Source organism: Armatimonas sp. (assembly GCF_043757465.1).
In the GTDB taxonomy this organism is placed as follows: Bacteria; Armatimonadota; Armatimonadia; order Armatimonadales; family Armatimonadaceae; genus Armatimonas.
On record NZ_JAYVPL010000101.1, the window covers coordinates 1 to 15,873 of the forward strand.

Here is a 15,873-nt window from a genome sequence, read left to right on the forward strand (position 1 = left end):
GAGCCGAAGCCACAGAAGAAGTGGGCATCCTAAGAGATGCCCACGTATCCCAAGCGGTCACGGAGCAAGCTCCGGGGAATGTACCCGTATGCGATTCAGCAGAGAGTAATGAGCATGACACCTATTTTTGACACAAACGCCGCCCACCGCCATTTCTCGGCGCACTGCTTCAACGCTACCTGGGAGCTTCTGGGCAAGCCCGATCGAACACCCGACGACGATTCCCAGATGCTCCAGCGCTGCTACGCCTCGCTCTGGCACTGGAGCCAGCGCGACGACGAGACCGATGAGAACCGCTCCATTGGGTATTGGCAGCTCGCCCGTGTCTGGGCGGTTTTGGGAAATAGCGATCAGGCCCGCCACGCCGCCGAGCGGTGCTTGCACTTTAGCCAGAACCAGCCACCGTTCTACCAAGGCTACGCCCACGAAGCTGCCGCCCGCGCCGCAAAAGTGGGGGATGACACTGAAGCCCTAGCGTATCATCTCGGGCAAGCCCATCAGTTTGCCGCTCAAGTGGAAGAAGCCGATGACCGTGCCGTACTGGAGAGCGATTTAGCGGAGCTAAGCGGGTAAAGTAACCGCATGAGTCTGCTGGAACTTTCAGGAATCGTCAAGAGTTTTGTCGGGGTAGAGAAGCCTGTCCTGCGTGGAGTAAATCTCAGCTTGGGTGCAGGCGAGATGGCCGCGATTGTAGGGCCCTCGGGCTCAGGCAAGAGCACGCTGCTCAATATCATTGGGACACTCGACACGCCCGACCGGGGGAGCATCACGCTGGATGGCACTAGTCTGGTCGGGCTGGACGAAAAAGCCCTGGCACGAGTGCGGAGCCAAAAACTCGGGATGATCTTTCAGCTCCACCACTTGCTCCCCCAGTGCACGGTTCTGGAAAACGTCCTGATCCCCATACTCGCCGAAGGACCTGTGCAGCGTGAAGCAGCCCCAGAAGTGCGTGCCAAGCGCCTGCTGGAGCGTGTCGGGCTGACGGAGCGCCTCAAACACAGGCCTGGCCAGCTCTCCGGCGGTGAGCGCCAGCGAGTGGCCGTGGTTCGGGCGCTTCTCAACGAGCCGAAGCTGCTCCTCGCCGACGAGCCCACGGGTGCACTGGATCAGGACGCCGCAAACAACCTGACGGACTTGCTGATTGAGCTCAATAAAGAAGAAGGTGTCGCGCTGCTTGTCATCACGCACTCCCCTGAGCTCGCTGCGAAGCTTGGCAAGATCTATCGCTTGGACGAAGGGCTACTCGTATGACACTGCTCAAGCTCGCCCTCGCGGGGCTGAGGTTCCATAAAAAAGCCCATCTCGGGGTATTTCTTGGCGCAGTGCTCGCGGCGGCGATTCTCACGGGAGCGCTTGCGGTCGGTGACTCCGTGCGCTACAGCCTGACGCAGCAGGCGCTGGCACGCATCGGACGGATTGAGCACGCACTCTACAATCCGGGGCGATTTTTTCGCACTGAGCTAACGGGCGAACTAGGTGTCGCAGTTCCAACCTCAGCCTCGATTCTGCTACGCGGTGCAGCGGCCAATAGCGAGGGAACGGCGCGTGCGGGGCGCGTGCAAGTCGTCGGGGTGGATGAGGCGTTCTGGAAGCTTGGCGGCGCAGGAACGGTCAATATGGCCGAGGATGGCGTCGCGCTCAACGACCGGCTGGCGAAGTTTCTCGGCGTGGATGTCGGCGATGAAGTGCTGGTACGCGTGGACAAACCCAGCCTGCTCTCACGCGATGCCCCGCTCTCCAAGATCGAGGATGCCACGGTAGCGCTGCGCCTCCCGGTGCGCTTTGTGATCACCGAGCAGCTCTTTGGCAACTTCAGCCTGGACGCCAACCAGATCCCGCCCTACAACGCTTTTATTCCCCGCGCGACACTCCAAAAAGCCATCGGACAAGAGGGCCGCGCCAATCTCCTGCTCGTCGGCAAAGGAACGGCCACCGATGCGCTCACGCGCGCACTCTGGGAGAAATGGAAGCTCACCGATGCGGGCCTGAAGCTCAAGCAAGTCGCCGCCACGGGCGAGCTGGAGCTACGCACGGAGCGCGTGTTTTTAGAGCCCGAAGTTGCCAAAGCCGCTGAGACCGCGCAGCCGGGTGCACGGCGCATTCTCACGTACTTTGTCAACCGCCTCACACTCGGCACAAAATCCGCGCCCTACTCCACAGTCGCAGCCCTCGAAGGTGCGCCTTTGCCAAAAGATATGGCCGACGACGAAGTGCTGATTAACGCATGGCTCGCCGATGATCTGGGCGCAAAAGTCGGCGATAAAATCAGCCTGAGCTACTGGCTCGTTGGGCCTCTTCGGAAATTAGAGGAGCACACCAGCGACTTTAAAGTGCGTGGCATTCTCCCACTCTCCGGCACCGCACTCGATCCGCAGCTCATGCCGGATATCCCTGGCCTCTCGGACAAGAAAGACTGCCGCGACTGGGAACCCGGCGTCCCCATTGACTTGGAGAAGATCCGCGATAAAGACCAGAGCTACTGGAGCACCTACCGAGGCGCTCCCAAGGCATTTATCACTCTCAAGGCCGGGCAAAAGATCTGGAACAACCGCTTTGGCAACCTCACCGCCATTCGGTATAAATCGGACAGCGCGACCGTCGAGGCGTGTGTACGGCAGGCGCTCAGCCCCGCCGCCCTGGGCCTTTTCTTTCAGCCGATTCGTGAGCGAGCGCTTGCCGCGAGCGCTAACTCGACGGACTTTGGGGGGCTCTTTCTGGGATTCAGCTTGTTTCTGATTGTCGCCGCACTACTTCTCGCCGCGCTCCTCTTTGGCTTTAGCGTGGAGCAGCGCAGCCGCGAGGTAGGAACGCTCTTAGCGATTGGTGTCACCCCGCGCCGCGTGCGCACCCTACTCTTGCTCGAAGGCGGCCTGATCGCGCTCCTCGCCAGCATCGCGGGAGTCTTTGCCGCCACACTCTACACCCGCGCCGTGATCGCCGGGCTAGGGAGCGTCTGGAAAGATGCTGTGATTGGCTCGCCACTGACCTACCACGCCAAACCGGAGACGCTGATCGGCGGCGGCTTGGGCAGTTTCCTAGTCGCGCTGTTCGTCATCTGGCTCGTGGCAAGAAACCAGGGGCAAGTATCAGCCCAGGTGCTACTGAGTGGTGCCCGCCCTACAGAGCCCCTCCGTCGGGCGGGAGCTAGGGGGTGGTCACTGCTCCCCCTCACTCTCGCAGTCCTCGCGCTGGGCCTCGCTTTCTTTGGCATGGGCAAGCATGGGGAAGAAGCAGCGGGGATTTTCTTTGGCGCGGGTTCGCTCCTACTGATCGCCGGGATTCTTGCCGCACGGCGACTTCTCACGCGCCTGGAGCATGCCGAGGGCGTGCTGAGCCTGACCTCGATGGGGCGGCGCAATGCGGCGCGGCGGCTCTCGCGTAGCACGGGCGCGATTGCACTGCTCGCCTGCGGGAGCTTTCTGGTCATTGCGGTGGGCGCCAACCGCCACGATCCACGAGAAGCTTCCCGCGAACGCTCGTCGGGGACGGGTGGGTTTTCGCTCTACGCAGAGGCATCGCTACCTATCTACCAGGATCTAAACTCCGCCGAGGGCCGCGAGGCATTTGGGCTAGAGGCGCAAGAAATGGCCGATGCCAAAGTGATCCCGTTTCGGCTCCGCGAGGGCGACGAAGCGAGCTGTCTGAACCTCAACCGCGCCCAGACCCCGCGCCTGCTCGGCGTCGAGCCCAAGTTGCTCGCGGAGCGTAGCGCCTTCGGGTTCTCGCAGTCGCTGGCGGATAAGAAAGCCAGCCCCTGGAGCCTGCTAGACTGGGACGATGGCAGTGGCACAATTCCAGTGATCGGGGACATGAACACCGTCCTGTGGGCACTGCACTCCGGGCTCGGTCAGCAAGTAGACTACACCGATGATCGTGGCACCGTCCACAAGCTCAAGATCATCGGCGTGATGAACAACTCGGTACTCCAGGGCAGCCTCATTCTCTCGGAGCGCCACTTCACCAAGCTCTTCGCCAACCACAACGGCTACCAGGTCTTTCTGATTGACGCCCCGGAGGCAAAAACCAAGGCTGTAGCGCAGTCGCTCACCAGCGGTCTCGAAGATGCAGGGCTAAGCGTGATTCCCACGCCCGAGCGCCTGGGAATGTTTAGCGCGGTGGAGAATACCTATCTCTCGATCTTCGCGATTCTCGGTGGCCTTGGGTTGCTTCTAGGGAGCCTGGGCCTGGGCGTGATCGTCCTGCGCAATGTCCTAGAGCGGCACGGCGAGCTGGCACTTTTGCGCGCTATCGGATTCACGAAAAAATCGCTTCATCAGCTCATCTTCGCCGAACACGTCTTGCTCTTACTGCTCGGCCTCGCCGTCGGAGTTGCCGCCGCACTCGTTGCCGTTCTGCCCTCGCTCAGGACTCCGGGCGTTGGCATCCCGTTTGTCTCACTCGGACTCACCCTGCTTGCCGTTCTCGGCAGCGGCCTGCTCTGGGTCTGGCTCGCCACCACAACCGCCCTACGCGGCTCGCTCCTCGGAGCCCTGCGGAGCGAGTAAGAAGCAATGCTACAAATCTCCGACGGAACACGTCGCACACGAGAACATATCATCGCGGACATGAGTATCGTCCATGTGGAAAGCGTTATCCTGCCTCTGGGGCATGTTGTCGAACGCTTGGCAAATGACTACGGTTATGACCTGCGCTTGATCACTTTCAATGAGGGTGGCTTCCTTGAACCCGATCATGTACTCATTCAAGTAAAAGCGACAGACAATCCAAAATTCCTTGCAAACGGCAGTGCTCTCTCGTTTGAGTTGGAAAGAAAGCATCTCTGGACATGGAGTCGTGAGCTATCTCCCATTATCCTGATTCTCTACGATGCTTCCGAAGGGGAGGCATACTGGCGGCATCTGACGCGCACTAGCCTCAGAGAACTCACCCAGACAAATCAGGGAACTTGCACCGTTCACCTCTCTTCTATTCAAATATTCGACGCGGTAGCGGCTACAACCATTCGCCAAATAAAAAATGATCTGGTAGCATTCTATGAAAGGCAAACAAATGATGACTGAGACACTTACCTACACAGAGCTCAATACCCTGCTCGACAACCTCGGTTTTGTCGCCAAGCACAAAAAGGACGCGACTATCTATCGGCATGGCAATGGGGCGCTTCTCCTTGTTCCTGACGATGCTCCCAGTGCGATTATAACCCCAGCCCAACGCTTGAATGTCCAGGATACGCTCGTGCGCTACGGCTTCTTGACACCTCTCCAAGCAGAAACTCAGCTCAGCCGTTCTCACTCTGCAAGTACCGCAGCATGAGCCATGCCTCAGTTTACCGAGTCTATCGTCAATGCTCCTGAACTGAGCCAGGTTGAGAGCACGCTACGTCAGCTCCTACGCCCGACTGTGCGCCTCTACGCCACACGAACGGAGGAGGTGCTTCCCCTTGGAGTAAGCAAGCTCGGCGGCTACCCCGGTCTCCCTGCGGAGCTTGCTTGGCCGGTTTCCCTCCATACGCAAAAGTGGTTCTCGCGTACTGTCTCTGCCGAGATTGCCTTGCCCTTCCTCGCACAGTTCACTTGCTCAGAGCTGAAACCCTACGAACTCTCTGATCTGCTTCCTGAGGAGGGGTTTATCTACTTTTTCTACGCGGGGAGCCATCAAGCAGTGCTCTACGATGACTATGGAGGGGGACACCAGGAATTTCTTGAAGATGCCCCGTCCGTTTTTCGAGTCCTGTGGTGGCCCGACGAGTCCACACCTCTCCAGCGCCAACTACCGCCTGAAAATCTTGCGACAGGACACAATATGGAAAATGGAGCCTACCATGCCTGCTCCCTTCGCCCCGAGGCAGAGTGGGAGATTTACGCCGAGCTTTGCAACGAAGCGACGGTCTACCCTCGGCATCTGTTTCTTGGCCACAGCGACGACTCACAACCCTATGCTATTGAAGGTGGTTATCAGATGGTACGCTCCGAGTTCTGGCCCGAGCTCCCTCCAGCAACCGCCTCAACTGCCGAACAACAGACCAGCCGCCTCTTGCTCCAGCTAGATGCCGCCGAGGAAACAGGTATGCGATTTGGGCGCAGAGGCCCCGTGTACTTTGGCATCCGTGATGTAGACTTACAAAACAGAGACTTCTCCAAAGTCTGGGCTCGTACCCAGTAGTGGGTACACTAGTCTCATGCGAATTTTGGTGACGGGCGCGACCGGCAAGGTCGGGCAGACTTTTTTGAAGGCATTTCTCGCGGATACGCGCTTTAGCGACGCGATTGTGCGGGCATTTTGCCACAACCGTGTGGTAGAAGCGAGCGAGCGCGTTGAAGTGGTAAAGGGCTCGATGTCCTCGCGCGACGATGTGGCGCGGGCGATGGCGGGCGTGACTCATGTGCTGCATTTAGCGACCTGCAAAGAGACGCCTGAGGACATCATGGATGTCGCGATTAAAGGATTCTTCTGGCTCCTCGAAGAGGCACGCCTTTCTACTACTTTCCAACAACTGATACTTATTGGCGGCGACGCTGGGATGGGGCACTTTGTCTATCCTCACCCAATCCCGGTGACCGAGACCCAGAAACACAGCGCCTACCCGGGCTGCTACGCGCTTTCCAAAGTTCTGGAAGAGGTACTATTAGAACAATATTATATTCAGTACAACCTCAACGGCTGCTGCCTGCGTGCGCCCTGGATCATGGAGAAGGACGACTTCAAGTACACACAGAGCTTTGGCGAGGATGTCTTTGGTGGCCCACGCTGGCGTGATCTCGTCGGGGCAGACGCTGCCGATAGCTACCAAGCCGCAAGCACGACTCCCATTCTCTGCGATCCTGAGGGTAACCCGATCAAGCGCAACTTTGTGCACGTCAGTGATCTTGTGAGCGCCATGCTAGCGGCTCTAGATCATCCCAAGGCCCACCAGCAGACATTTAATATCTGCATGGACGAGCCCGTGGACTACGGATTTGTTGCGGAGTACTTAAACCAAACACGCGGCTTCCCGCGCGTCAAGGTCACCACAGAGTTCCACACGACTTGGCTCGACAACGCCAAGGCCCGCTTTCTACTGGGCTGGAAGCCCGTCTACGACACCGCAAAACTAATAGACTCCGCCTATGATTACCAGCGCCCTATAAGCGACCCGCGCGTTATTTGGTACCCCGGGTAAAAATGCCCCCTAGCCCCCGCCGGGCGGGGGTTCGGGGGCGATTTACGGCTTCGGGTTCATGTCGCTCTTGGGTGCGGTCCCCTTGGTGGGTTTTGCGAGCGTCTTGATGTAGATATTCTTGAAGCTAGCAATCGTATTTCCACCGTGGCAGAGCTGGAAGCCAATGGGACCGGAGAGAAATGCCTCTGCATCGTCCCCATCGGCGGTCTTCACGCCGTTCAGGTAGATTGTGGAGTGGGTGCCGACGTGACGGATGTAGTAGTGGTTCCAGTCTTTCTGCTTCACAATCTGGTCGGCGTCCGCTTTAGGGAAGTCGAAGATCTTCTTACTACGGCGGCGCTCATCCCAGATACAGCCCCAGTAGCCCTCGCCCATGTCCACCTGGTAGCCAGGTGCATCGTCAAATGAGGTTGGCTTGATGCGGGTACACACCCCGGAGTTGTAACCGTCCATCTTCACATCGATGTGCAGCTCAAAGTCCGAGTAATCCATGTCGCTAAAAAGATAGTGGTGCTTTGGCGTGCTGCCCTTCTTGTCACCCACAATCGCGCCGTCTACCACCGACCAGTAGCCTTTCTCCAGGTTCCAGCCCTTGAGGTCCTTACCATTAAAGAGTGACTTCCAGCCCTTGGCAACGGGCTTGCCGTCTTTCACAATGCCATCCGGGCCTTCGCCAAAGACAACGGTTCCGGGAGCGGGGTAGACGGGATTGAATTTTGGCTTCGGGGGCTCCACTTTCTTGGGAGGTGTCAGGCTCTTTGGCACGAGCTCTGCCAGCGGCGCAATCTCAACACCGGCTTTTTTCGCCTCCGCCGCATCGTCGAAGCCCTCGAAGGTGAGGTTGTGTAGCTTGTAGTAGTCGCCACGGTAGTTGCGCTTGGGCTGCTGGCCGCTATGGCAGTACGTACACTTAATCCCCTCCTTTGCAGCAAACGGCGGCTTCGCCTGAGCACTTGTCGCCAGTAAGGTCGTCAGCGGCAGTGCCGCAAGAATCGTCGTTATTTTCATGGCACCGTTATACCAGAAAGCGGCTTGCTATGGCTAGAGAAAGAGTGCTCTGTCCCTGTCGCAGACGAAGAGAAGCACTGCTCCGCAAAATAAGGGCATTCCCCAGCCCGAGAACAACCGCTCAGAGCGGCTTCCGAACCACGACTAATGCACGACCCCCAGCAGACAAAAATGCCCCCCGTGGCACGGGGGGCCATCTATCGAGGCGACAGACTACCGTCTCGGGTTATTGTCGCTCTGGGGTGCGGTGCCCTTGGTGGGATTCTTCAGCGGCTTGATGTAGATATTCTTGAAGCTCGCCATCATATCGCGACCACGGCTGAGCTGGAAGGCAATCGGGCCGCTCTTGAAGCCCCCGGGATCGTCGCCCTCTACCGTCTTGACACCGTTCAGGTAGATAGTAATGTGCGTGCCGACCATCTTAAAGTAGTAGTGGTTCCAGTCGCCCCGCCTGACCAGCTTGTTCTGAAGCGCGATCGGGCAGTCGAAGATCTTCCTCTGTCGGCGCTCATCCCAGAGGCAGCCCCAGTAGCCATCGCCCATGTCTACCTGGTAGCCAGGCACATCGTCAAACGACTTCGGCTGGATTCGAGCACAGACCCCGGAGTTGTGGCCCACCAGCTTCACATCCACATGCATCTCAAAGTCAGAGTAGTCCCAATTGGTGAAGAGATAGTGGTTGTGCGGAGTATCGCGTCCTCTGTCACCCGAAGTGGTACCCACAATCGCGCCTTCTCTAGGTTCAGCTTCCCAGTAGCTTTTCTCCCAGTTCCAGTTGTAGTAGAGATCGGTATTCTTGCCATTAAAGAGTGACGTCCAACCACTGGCAACGGGATTGCCGTCCAGCACAACGGCATCCGGGCCATCGCCGAAGACGCGCTTCCCAGGACCGGGGTAGACGGGAGTGTTTGGATTCCGGGGTTCCACTTTCTTGGGAGGTGTCAGGCTCTTGGGAGGTGTCAGGCTCTTGGGCTTCGAAGATTCCAGCGGCCCGATCCCTACGCCTGCTTTTTTCGCTTCTGCGGCATCGTCAAATTCCGCAAACGTGAAGTTGTGTAGCTTGTAGTAGACGCCCCGGTAGTTGACCTTGAGCTGCTGATCATTTGGATCATGGCAATAAAAGCAATGAACTAGCTCTTTATTTGTAAACGGTGGACTCGCCTGGGCGCTTGTTGCCAAGAGAGCAGTCAGCGGTAGTGCCGCAAGAATCGTCGTTGTTTTCATCTATACCAATGCTTTCTTGATGATTGTGCCGCCAGTGCCGGTGAGGCGCTGGTTACGGCCATTGAAGAGATAGGTGAGCCGGGTGTGTTCCAGGCCCATCGTGTGGAGGATCGTCGCGTGAAGATCGTTGATGGGGTGCGGGTCGTCGCCCGTCTTGTAGCCCACTTCGTCGGATGAGCCGACCACCGTGCCACCTTTAACGCCGCCCCCCGCCAGCCAGACGGTCTGGACGCCAGGGTTGTGGTCGCGGCCCGCGCCGCCCTGGGAGATGGGCATCCGCCCAAACTCCCCCGCCCAGACCACGAGCGTGGAGTCGAGCAAACCGCGCCGCTTGAGATCTTGCAAGAGTCCCGCGATGGGCCTGTCGGTTGCGCCCGCGTGCTTGCCATGGTTGCTCTCGATGTTCCCGTGCGCATCCCAGGTATCGTCGCCGTGCCCGCCGCCCGAGTAGAGCTGGATAAAGCGCACACCCCGCTCGACCATGCGCCGCGCCAGCAGGCACTTGCGCCCAAAGTCTTCGGTTCGCGGATTGTCCATGCCGTAGAGTGCCTTGGTCTCCTCGGTTTCTTTCGAGAAGTCCACGGCCTCAGGCGCAGCCATCTGCATCCGGTAGGCCAGCTCGTAGCTTTTTATGCGAGCGTCTAAGTCGCTATCGCCGGGTCGCGCGGCTAAGTGCCCCTGGTTGAGCTGCGCCAGAAACGCAAGATCCTGCTTCTGGTTCTCATCGCTGACGCCCGCACCGGGCTTTAAATCTAAGATAGGAACGCCACTGGGTCGAAAAACCGTCCCCTGGTAGCTGGCGGGCATGTAGCCACTTGCCCAGTTCGGAGCGCCGCCAATCGGGCCGCCGCGCGGGTCGAGCATCACGACAAAGCCCGGCAGATTTTTATTCTCTGAGCCGAGGCCGTAGGTTGTCCAGCTTCCCAGAGAGGGCGCACCCTGGAGAATCGTCCCCGTGTTCATCTCAAAGAGTGCCGGGGCATGGTTATTGGAGCTACCGTAGACTGAGCGAACAAAGCAAATGTCGTCCACACAGCCCCCGACATGAGGAAACAAATCGCTGACCTCGATGCCACTCTTGCCGTACTTCTTAAAGCCAATCGGGCTGCGCATAAGCGGCGCGTTGTTGCCGCCCCCAAAGGTCTTGATCTCCCCCGCTGTCGGCAGAGCGACACTCATGGTCTTGCCATGAAACTTGGTCAGCTCCGGCTTGGGATCGAACGTGTCCATCTGGCTGGGGCCGCCGTACATGAACAAAAAGATCACGGACTTTGCGCCCCCCATCCCCCGTCCGACGGGGGGGATATGCGGAAATTCCTTATTGTCCCCCCGCCCGGCGGGGGTTAGGGGGTTGGCTTTTGCCTGGGCTTCGTCGGCGAGCAGCGCACTCAGGGCCAATGCACCAAAACCGACGCCTGCGCGAGCAAGAAAGTCGCGGCGGGAGTGAGAGCGGGTGAAGTGCGGGCTAGTCGGCATAGAGAAACTCATTGGTATTGAACAGGACATGACAGAAATCGGCAAGCGCGGCTTGCTCAGGACTGGCTTTCTTCTCGTCGCGATGAAGCGCAGCTTTCTTGGCGAGAAATGCCGTGGCCTGTGCGAGCTGTGGGGCGGTGGGCTTGCGTACCAGCGCGAGGCGATAGGCAAGAGTGACTTGCGCCGCCGGATCGCTCCCGGCCTCTTTGGCGACGCGCTCGGCAAAATGCCGGGCTTGCTCCCAGGCGAACTCACCATTAAACATCGCCAGGGCCTGCGGCGCGATAGTCGTGGACTGGCGCTTGGGGCAGGTGTTGACCATGTCTGGCCCGTCAAAAACCTCGGTCATCGGCAAAGAGAGCGAGCGGCGCTGGAAGACATAGACCGTCCGGCGGCGCTGCTGATCCTCGGGCGAGCTCCCCCACTTGTGTGTCGAGCCCGTGGCAAGTACTTCACCGGAGACACGCGGGTAGATACTCGGCCCCGACATTTGAAGATTTAGCTGCCCTGAGACCGCTAAGATCGAGTCACGGATGCTCTCGCCTTCGAGGCGCTGACGTCGCTGGCGCCACAGAAGCGTATTGGCGGGGTCGAGCTTCGCCGCAACGAGGTTGACTCCAACACTTTGTTTATAGGTCGCGCTGGTCAGGATCACTTTATGGAGCTTTTTCAGGCTCCAGCCCTTCTGAACCAGAGTCGTAGCCAGCCAGTCCAGCAGCTCGGGATGCGTGGGCCTGCTCCCATTGCGCCCAAAGTCCGACGGTGTGGCGACAATGCCCTGCCCAAAGTGGTGCTGCCAGAGCCGATTGGCGATCACACGCGCCGTGAGGGGGTTCTGTGGGCTACCAACCCAGCGTGCTAGCTCCAGCCGCGCCTTACCTGTCGCGATATCAACCTCATTGCCGCCGCAGAGGCTGGCGATAAACCCCGGTTTAACTGTATCTCCCGGGGTGCCCAAGCTTCCGCGCACCAAAACTTTATGCGTGACGGGGTTGTTATTTTTGTCCGTCACGGTCTCCGCAATCGTATCAATGGGGCTCAGCTGGCGATTGAGGGTCTCAATCTCCGCCTCAACCCCCTCTTTTTTCCGCTTACGCTTCGGCTCTTCGATATCGCCTTTTTCCGCGCGCTCGGCCTCTTGCTGTGCCCGTTTTTCCTTGAGCTGCTCCAAAAGTGTAGTGCGACTCTTGACGAGCTCCGGGCTGTCCACTTCGCCGGGCAAGCGCTCATCGGCCCAGCGCGTGTTGGCGAAGAATCCCTGAAGCCTGTAGTAGTCGCGGGCGGTGATCTTGTCGTATTTATGGTCGTGGCAGCGCGCACAGCCCACCGTCATCCCCAGCATCACCGAGCCGACCGTGTCCGTGGCATCATTAAGATAGTCCTGCCAGCGCCCCGTGGGATCACGGGAGAGCTCATCCCAGGAGCCGAGGCGTGCAAACCCTGTGGCAATGAGTGAGTCGGAGTCTTTGGGGCTGAGCAAATCGCCCGCAAGCTGCTCCGCCAGAAATGTATCGTAGGGCTTGTCGGTATTGAAGCTACGGATCACATAATCACGGTAGCGCCAAGCACGGGAGCGGATATTATCGGCCTCGAAGCCATGGGTCTCGGCGTAGCGCACCAGGTCCAGCCAGTGCCGCCCCCAGCGCTCGCCGTAGCGCGGATCGGCCAGCAATCTATCAACCAGCTTCTCATAGGCACCCGGCGCAGTGTCCGCAAGAAACGCATCCGCCTCTTGGGGCGTCGGCGGCAGCCCAACCAAGTCTAAGTAAACACGCCGCAGAAGCGTGGTCTTATCGGCGGGCGGGCTAGGGAGAAGCTTCTTTGCCTCCAGTCTCGCCAGCACAAAGCTATCAATAGGATTCGCAACCCACTCGTCGCGCAGTACCGGGTTTTTAACACGCGGTGCCGCAGGATTGAGGGGCGCGGTATACGGCCAGCCCAGCTTTGCCTCATCCACTCTCGCCCCCTGCGCGATCCAGCGCTCGATGGTCTGAATCTGGGCTTCTTTCAGCGGCGGCATCCCGATGGGCATCTGCGGCTGGTGCTTGCCGCGCAAGTAGCCGATCAGTGCACTCTCGGCGGGCTTGCCAGGAACAATCACGCGCTTGGCGAACTTACTGCCTCCTGCAAAGAGCGCAAGGCCCTCGGTGACAAAGCCGCCTTGTTTTGTCTCGCCGCTATGGCATCCCGTACAGTCAGCCTTGAGAAGCGGCTCCACTTCCCCCCGAAAGCTGACCGTCTTTTCGACTTTCTGTCCCGCCGCCCCCAGGGCAAAGAGAGCAATCAGCGGGAGTGCCGCCATAAACTTGCGCATAAACTTATTTTACCGAATTTTCCCTCAAGAATAATACGGTACCAAAGCCAGGATGGTCTGCCTGAAACGCCGCCCCACGCATCCAGAGCAGCAATGGCTTTCTCTTTGTGCGCCTTCTCGCCTGTCAGCCACCACATTAATGCGTTTTGGTAGGCCGCGTTGGCATCGCTGGCTAGCTCGTCGTTGCCGAGATTCTTAGCCGTCTCCCGACAGACCGTCGGAAAGCCGCCACGCACGCGCCCCTGTGCCGACGATGTCAGGTGCTCCTTGAGCTTAATAAACCCGCTCCGCCAGGGTTCCGACCCATGTTCGACATTGAGCTGAGTACGCAGACGCTCTAAATCTTTTTTTGTGTTTAGAATGCCAGGATGGGAAACATATGGTATCGTATCACTTCCCCTATGCAAATAGACCTACCAGATTTTACGCTCGTTGTCCTTGTGGGCGCAAGCTCACCATGATTGATGCCACCAATGTGCAGGAGCACGCGCGGCTAGAGATAAAAAGCGCAGCTCCACGAGCTGGCACAACGCTTGCAAAAGAGGGAGAGCTGTGTCGTCGCCTACCAGGAGGCTTATCGGGGCTACTGCTGGCCTGTGAACGGGCTCACGGGTATGAAACTTGCCCCGTTTCAGCTCCTGGCAGCAGAGGGTCGAACCCTTCTGGACAGAGATCACCTCGGGCATATGCAGACTCTGGCGCGTTTGGCGACGGTCTCTGAGCGCTTCATTGCGACAGAGCACCCTGTGCTGGAAACGAATCGTTCGGAGAGCGTGAAGGTACGGGGAGAGTGGTGGGACAAAAAACAGAGGAGGGTATGGAAGGAATTGTTGTCAAGGTTCGCGAATCTATCTCGGTTCAAAATGGTTTCTCGTCCTTGCGTATCCAGCCTGCTGTAAAAGTGAGAGGGCGTGAGTATCTTCGGATAATCTACGGCCCTGAGTACACGGACCCGCAACATCTCTCCCGCTTACGTGAGCGGGGTCTGGCGGGAAAGAGATCGCTGGCTCTCCGAGAGTTCGCTCTTGGAGCTGAGGGGCTGGAGAGGTTTGTCCGTAAAGAACCGCTTCGCCGGGTGCATGAGCGTGTCTTTGCAACCCTTCCTCTGGAATCGGAGCCGGTAGATCCACGATTATAGGGGCGAAACCTAGGAGCCCTGAGCGACGTCTATAAAGAGTTAAGGGTAGGAAAACATCCGTTTAGCACGTTTCCTGTTAGAAACGATAGGGAACTTACTAATACGTTTTACCGTTAATAATAAGACATTCTTAGCTCCGCTGAGCGGAGCATGAGCAGGGGACGTTTGAGAGAACCTCCCCGTTGGGTATAAGAAAGAAATGACTACACTAACGCCGGATACCATAGAAGAACAGAAACGGGATACGGCGGAGGCGCCAACGACGGCTCTCTCCGAGTCGGAAGTTGCGCCACTCGCACCTGAGGAAGAAGAGACTCCTGATCCAATGAAGGAGTTCTCTTTCACGGCATTTGTCGCCGACCGAGGGGGTGCGAACAGTGTGGCACTTCTCACACCTCGCCAGGAGCGCTGGCTGGCTCGCTGCGTCGAGCGTGGTGGCAAGCAGGGCGAGCGTGCCCGTGAGATCCTTGTCAACGCCAACCTGCGCCTTGTCACCAGTATCGCCAAGAAGTACCAGAACCGTGGCATCGCCATGGAGGATCTGATCCAGGAAGGTACTCTAGGGCTTATTCACGCCGTGGATAAGTACGACTGGCGTCGCGGCTTCCGTTTCTCCACCTACGCCACCCACTGGATTCGTCAGGCACTGGGCCGCGCCGTCGAGAATCAGGGACGTACGATTCGCCTGCCCTCCCATGCCATCGAGAGTCTGGGCAAGATCAAGCGCACTCGTGAGATGCTCGCCACACGCTTCAACCGCGTCCCCACGCCCCAGGAGATCGCACACGAAATCAGCCTACCCGTGGACAAAGTCGAGACCCTCCTTGAAGCCGAGACGCCCGAGCCTATGAGCCTGGATGCGCCCGCAGGCGACTCCACCACGCGCCTGGGCGATCTTCTCCCCGCAGAAGACGCCACCAGTCCATCGTCGCGGATCTTCCGCCGGGCACTGCGCGATGAGATCAACAAGGCGTTGGATCACCTGAGCAGCCGGGAGAAAGAAGTGCTCTCCCTGCGCTATGGCCTCTCGGAGGATCAGGAGCAGCCCATGACCCTGGAGCAAGTGGGCAAGGCGCTGCATCTCTCCCGTGAGCGTGCCCGCCAGATCGAGGCGGGAGCCCTCCAAAAGCTCCGCCGAAGCGAAGTGGGTGGTCGCCTCCGCGACACCGTAATCGCCTAAAATAAAAAGCCCGCCAACCGGCGGGCTTTTTTTATCGCGTCACTAATTTTTATTGCGCCACTGCCGGAAAGCCGGCGTGCTCCAGCCGCGTGGCAATGGCCTCCACGGATACCAGCACTAAATTGTGGGCCACCGCGACCGTCTTCGCCGCGATGTCTACCTGGACATCAGAGATTCCCTCCACTTTGCCAAGAGCCTTCTGGATCGCACGGGCACAGCCGCCACACTCGATATCCGGGGCTGAGAAAATAGTTTGTTGCATCTCCTAAAATCTTATCGAAAAAAAATGCCTCTGACCAGCACTGGCCAGAGGCGGAGGAAGAGAAGGATTTGGAGAGAAAACTCTAAAGAGAATGTTCTCTACAGTTTAGTACTCTGTGCAAGAGGCATGCCTAAACCACCTGGCAAACCTG

16 protein-coding genes are annotated in these 15,873 nt (G+C 58.6%); 10 read left to right on the top strand and 6 right to left on the bottom strand.

Going from position 1 to position 15,873, the window contains the following annotated elements; genetic code table 11:
* Nucleotides 1-114 precede the first annotated feature (114 nt).
* From ACH2ED_RS13015 to ACH2ED_RS13045, 7 genes are read left to right on the top strand one after another with little or no spacing between them, the layout of a single operon-like run.
* The gene (locus tag ACH2ED_RS13015) at nucleotides 115-573 is read left to right on the top strand and encodes a hypothetical protein (protein WP_395091694.1); all 459 of its coding nucleotides are present in this window, start codon (nucleotides 115-117) and stop codon (nucleotides 571-573) included.
* Nucleotides 574-582: 9 nt separating this feature from the next.
* A complete protein-coding gene (locus ACH2ED_RS13020) occupies nucleotides 583-1,251 on the top strand; it encodes an ABC transporter ATP-binding protein (RefSeq protein ID WP_395091697.1) in 669 nt (222 codons plus the stop codon).
* A complete protein-coding gene (locus ACH2ED_RS13025; protein WP_395091699.1) occupies nucleotides 1,248-4,505 on the top strand; it encodes an FtsX-like permease family protein in 3,258 nt (1,085 codons plus the stop codon). Before ACH2ED_RS13020 ends, ACH2ED_RS13025 begins: the two co-directional genes overlap by 4 nt.
* Nucleotides 4,506-4,565: 60 nt before the next feature.
* On the top strand, nucleotides 4,566-5,021 hold the full coding sequence (locus tag ACH2ED_RS13030) for a DUF4365 domain-containing protein (RefSeq protein WP_395091702.1): 456 nt from the start codon (nucleotides 4,566-4,568) through the stop codon (nucleotides 5,019-5,021).
* A complete protein-coding gene (locus ACH2ED_RS13035; protein WP_395091704.1) occupies nucleotides 5,011-5,274 on the top strand; it encodes a hypothetical protein in 264 nt (87 codons plus the stop codon). Before ACH2ED_RS13030 ends, ACH2ED_RS13035 begins: the two co-directional genes overlap by 11 nt.
* 3 nt (nucleotides 5,275-5,277) lie before the next feature.
* Nucleotides 5,278-6,123, top strand: a complete 846-nt coding sequence (locus ACH2ED_RS13040; protein ID WP_395091706.1) for a DUF1963 domain-containing protein — start codon at nucleotides 5,278-5,280, stop codon at nucleotides 6,121-6,123.
* Nucleotides 6,124-6,139: 16 nt separating this feature from the next.
* Nucleotides 6,140-7,120, top strand: a complete 981-nt coding sequence (locus ACH2ED_RS13045) for an NAD-dependent epimerase/dehydratase family protein (RefSeq protein ID WP_395091709.1) — start codon at nucleotides 6,140-6,142, stop codon at nucleotides 7,118-7,120.
* A 42-nt stretch (nucleotides 7,121-7,162) separates the two neighbouring features.
* Here the strand turns inward: ACH2ED_RS13045 and ACH2ED_RS13050 are convergent, their stop codons facing one another.
* The 5 genes from ACH2ED_RS13050 to ACH2ED_RS13070 all read right to left on the bottom strand — a co-directional run bounded on the left by ACH2ED_RS13050 (nucleotide 7,163) and on the right by ACH2ED_RS13070 (nucleotide 13,549).
* Entirely contained in the window at nucleotides 7,163-8,128 is a 966-nt protein-coding gene (locus ACH2ED_RS13050; protein WP_395091711.1) for a DUF1080 domain-containing protein, read from the bottom strand.
* A gap of 213 nt (nucleotides 8,129-8,341) precedes the next feature.
* Nucleotides 8,342-9,352 carry a DUF1080 domain-containing protein gene (locus tag ACH2ED_RS13055; protein ID WP_395091714.1) on the bottom strand — a complete coding sequence of 337 codons (1,011 nt, stop codon included), beginning with the start codon at nucleotides 9,350-9,352 and terminating at the stop codon, nucleotides 8,342-8,344.
* On the bottom strand, nucleotides 9,353-10,840 hold the full coding sequence (locus ACH2ED_RS13060; RefSeq protein WP_395091717.1) for a DUF1501 domain-containing protein: 1,488 nt from the start codon (nucleotides 10,838-10,840) through the stop codon (nucleotides 9,353-9,355).
* Nucleotides 10,818-13,142 (bottom strand): DUF1553 domain-containing protein, encoded by a 2,325-nt coding sequence (locus tag ACH2ED_RS13065; protein ID WP_395091718.1) that lies wholly within the window; start codon nucleotides 13,140-13,142, stop codon nucleotides 10,818-10,820. Before ACH2ED_RS13065 ends, ACH2ED_RS13060 begins: the two co-directional genes overlap by 23 nt.
* Nucleotides 13,112-13,549 (bottom strand): hypothetical protein, encoded by a 438-nt coding sequence (locus ACH2ED_RS13070; protein WP_395091721.1) that lies wholly within the window; start codon nucleotides 13,547-13,549, stop codon nucleotides 13,112-13,114. The genes ACH2ED_RS13065 and ACH2ED_RS13070 overlap by 31 nt, the downstream gene beginning before the upstream one ends.
* A gap of 114 nt (nucleotides 13,550-13,663) precedes the next feature.
* On the opposite strand from ACH2ED_RS13070, the gene ACH2ED_RS13075 reads away from it, so the two are divergent.
* The 3 genes from ACH2ED_RS13075 to ACH2ED_RS13085 all read left to right on the top strand — a co-directional run bounded on the left by ACH2ED_RS13075 (nucleotide 13,664) and on the right by ACH2ED_RS13085 (nucleotide 15,460).
* Nucleotides 13,664-14,041, top strand: a complete 378-nt coding sequence (locus ACH2ED_RS13075) for a hypothetical protein (RefSeq protein WP_395091815.1) — start codon at nucleotides 13,664-13,666, stop codon at nucleotides 14,039-14,041.
* Nucleotides 13,960-14,280 (top strand): hypothetical protein, encoded by a 321-nt coding sequence (locus ACH2ED_RS13080; RefSeq protein ID WP_395091724.1) that lies wholly within the window; start codon nucleotides 13,960-13,962, stop codon nucleotides 14,278-14,280. Before ACH2ED_RS13075 ends, ACH2ED_RS13080 begins: the two co-directional genes overlap by 82 nt.
* A gap of 199 nt (nucleotides 14,281-14,479) precedes the next feature.
* Entirely contained in the window at nucleotides 14,480-15,460 is a 981-nt protein-coding gene (locus ACH2ED_RS13085) for an RNA polymerase sigma factor RpoD/SigA (protein WP_395091726.1), read from the top strand.
* A gap of 49 nt (nucleotides 15,461-15,509) precedes the next feature.
* Here the strand turns inward: ACH2ED_RS13085 and ACH2ED_RS13090 are convergent, their stop codons facing one another.
* Nucleotides 15,510-15,722, bottom strand: coding sequence for a heavy-metal-associated domain-containing protein (locus ACH2ED_RS13090; RefSeq protein ID WP_395091729.1), 213 nt, complete (start codon nucleotides 15,720-15,722; stop codon nucleotides 15,510-15,512).
* Nucleotides 15,723-15,873: the final 151 nt, after the last annotated feature.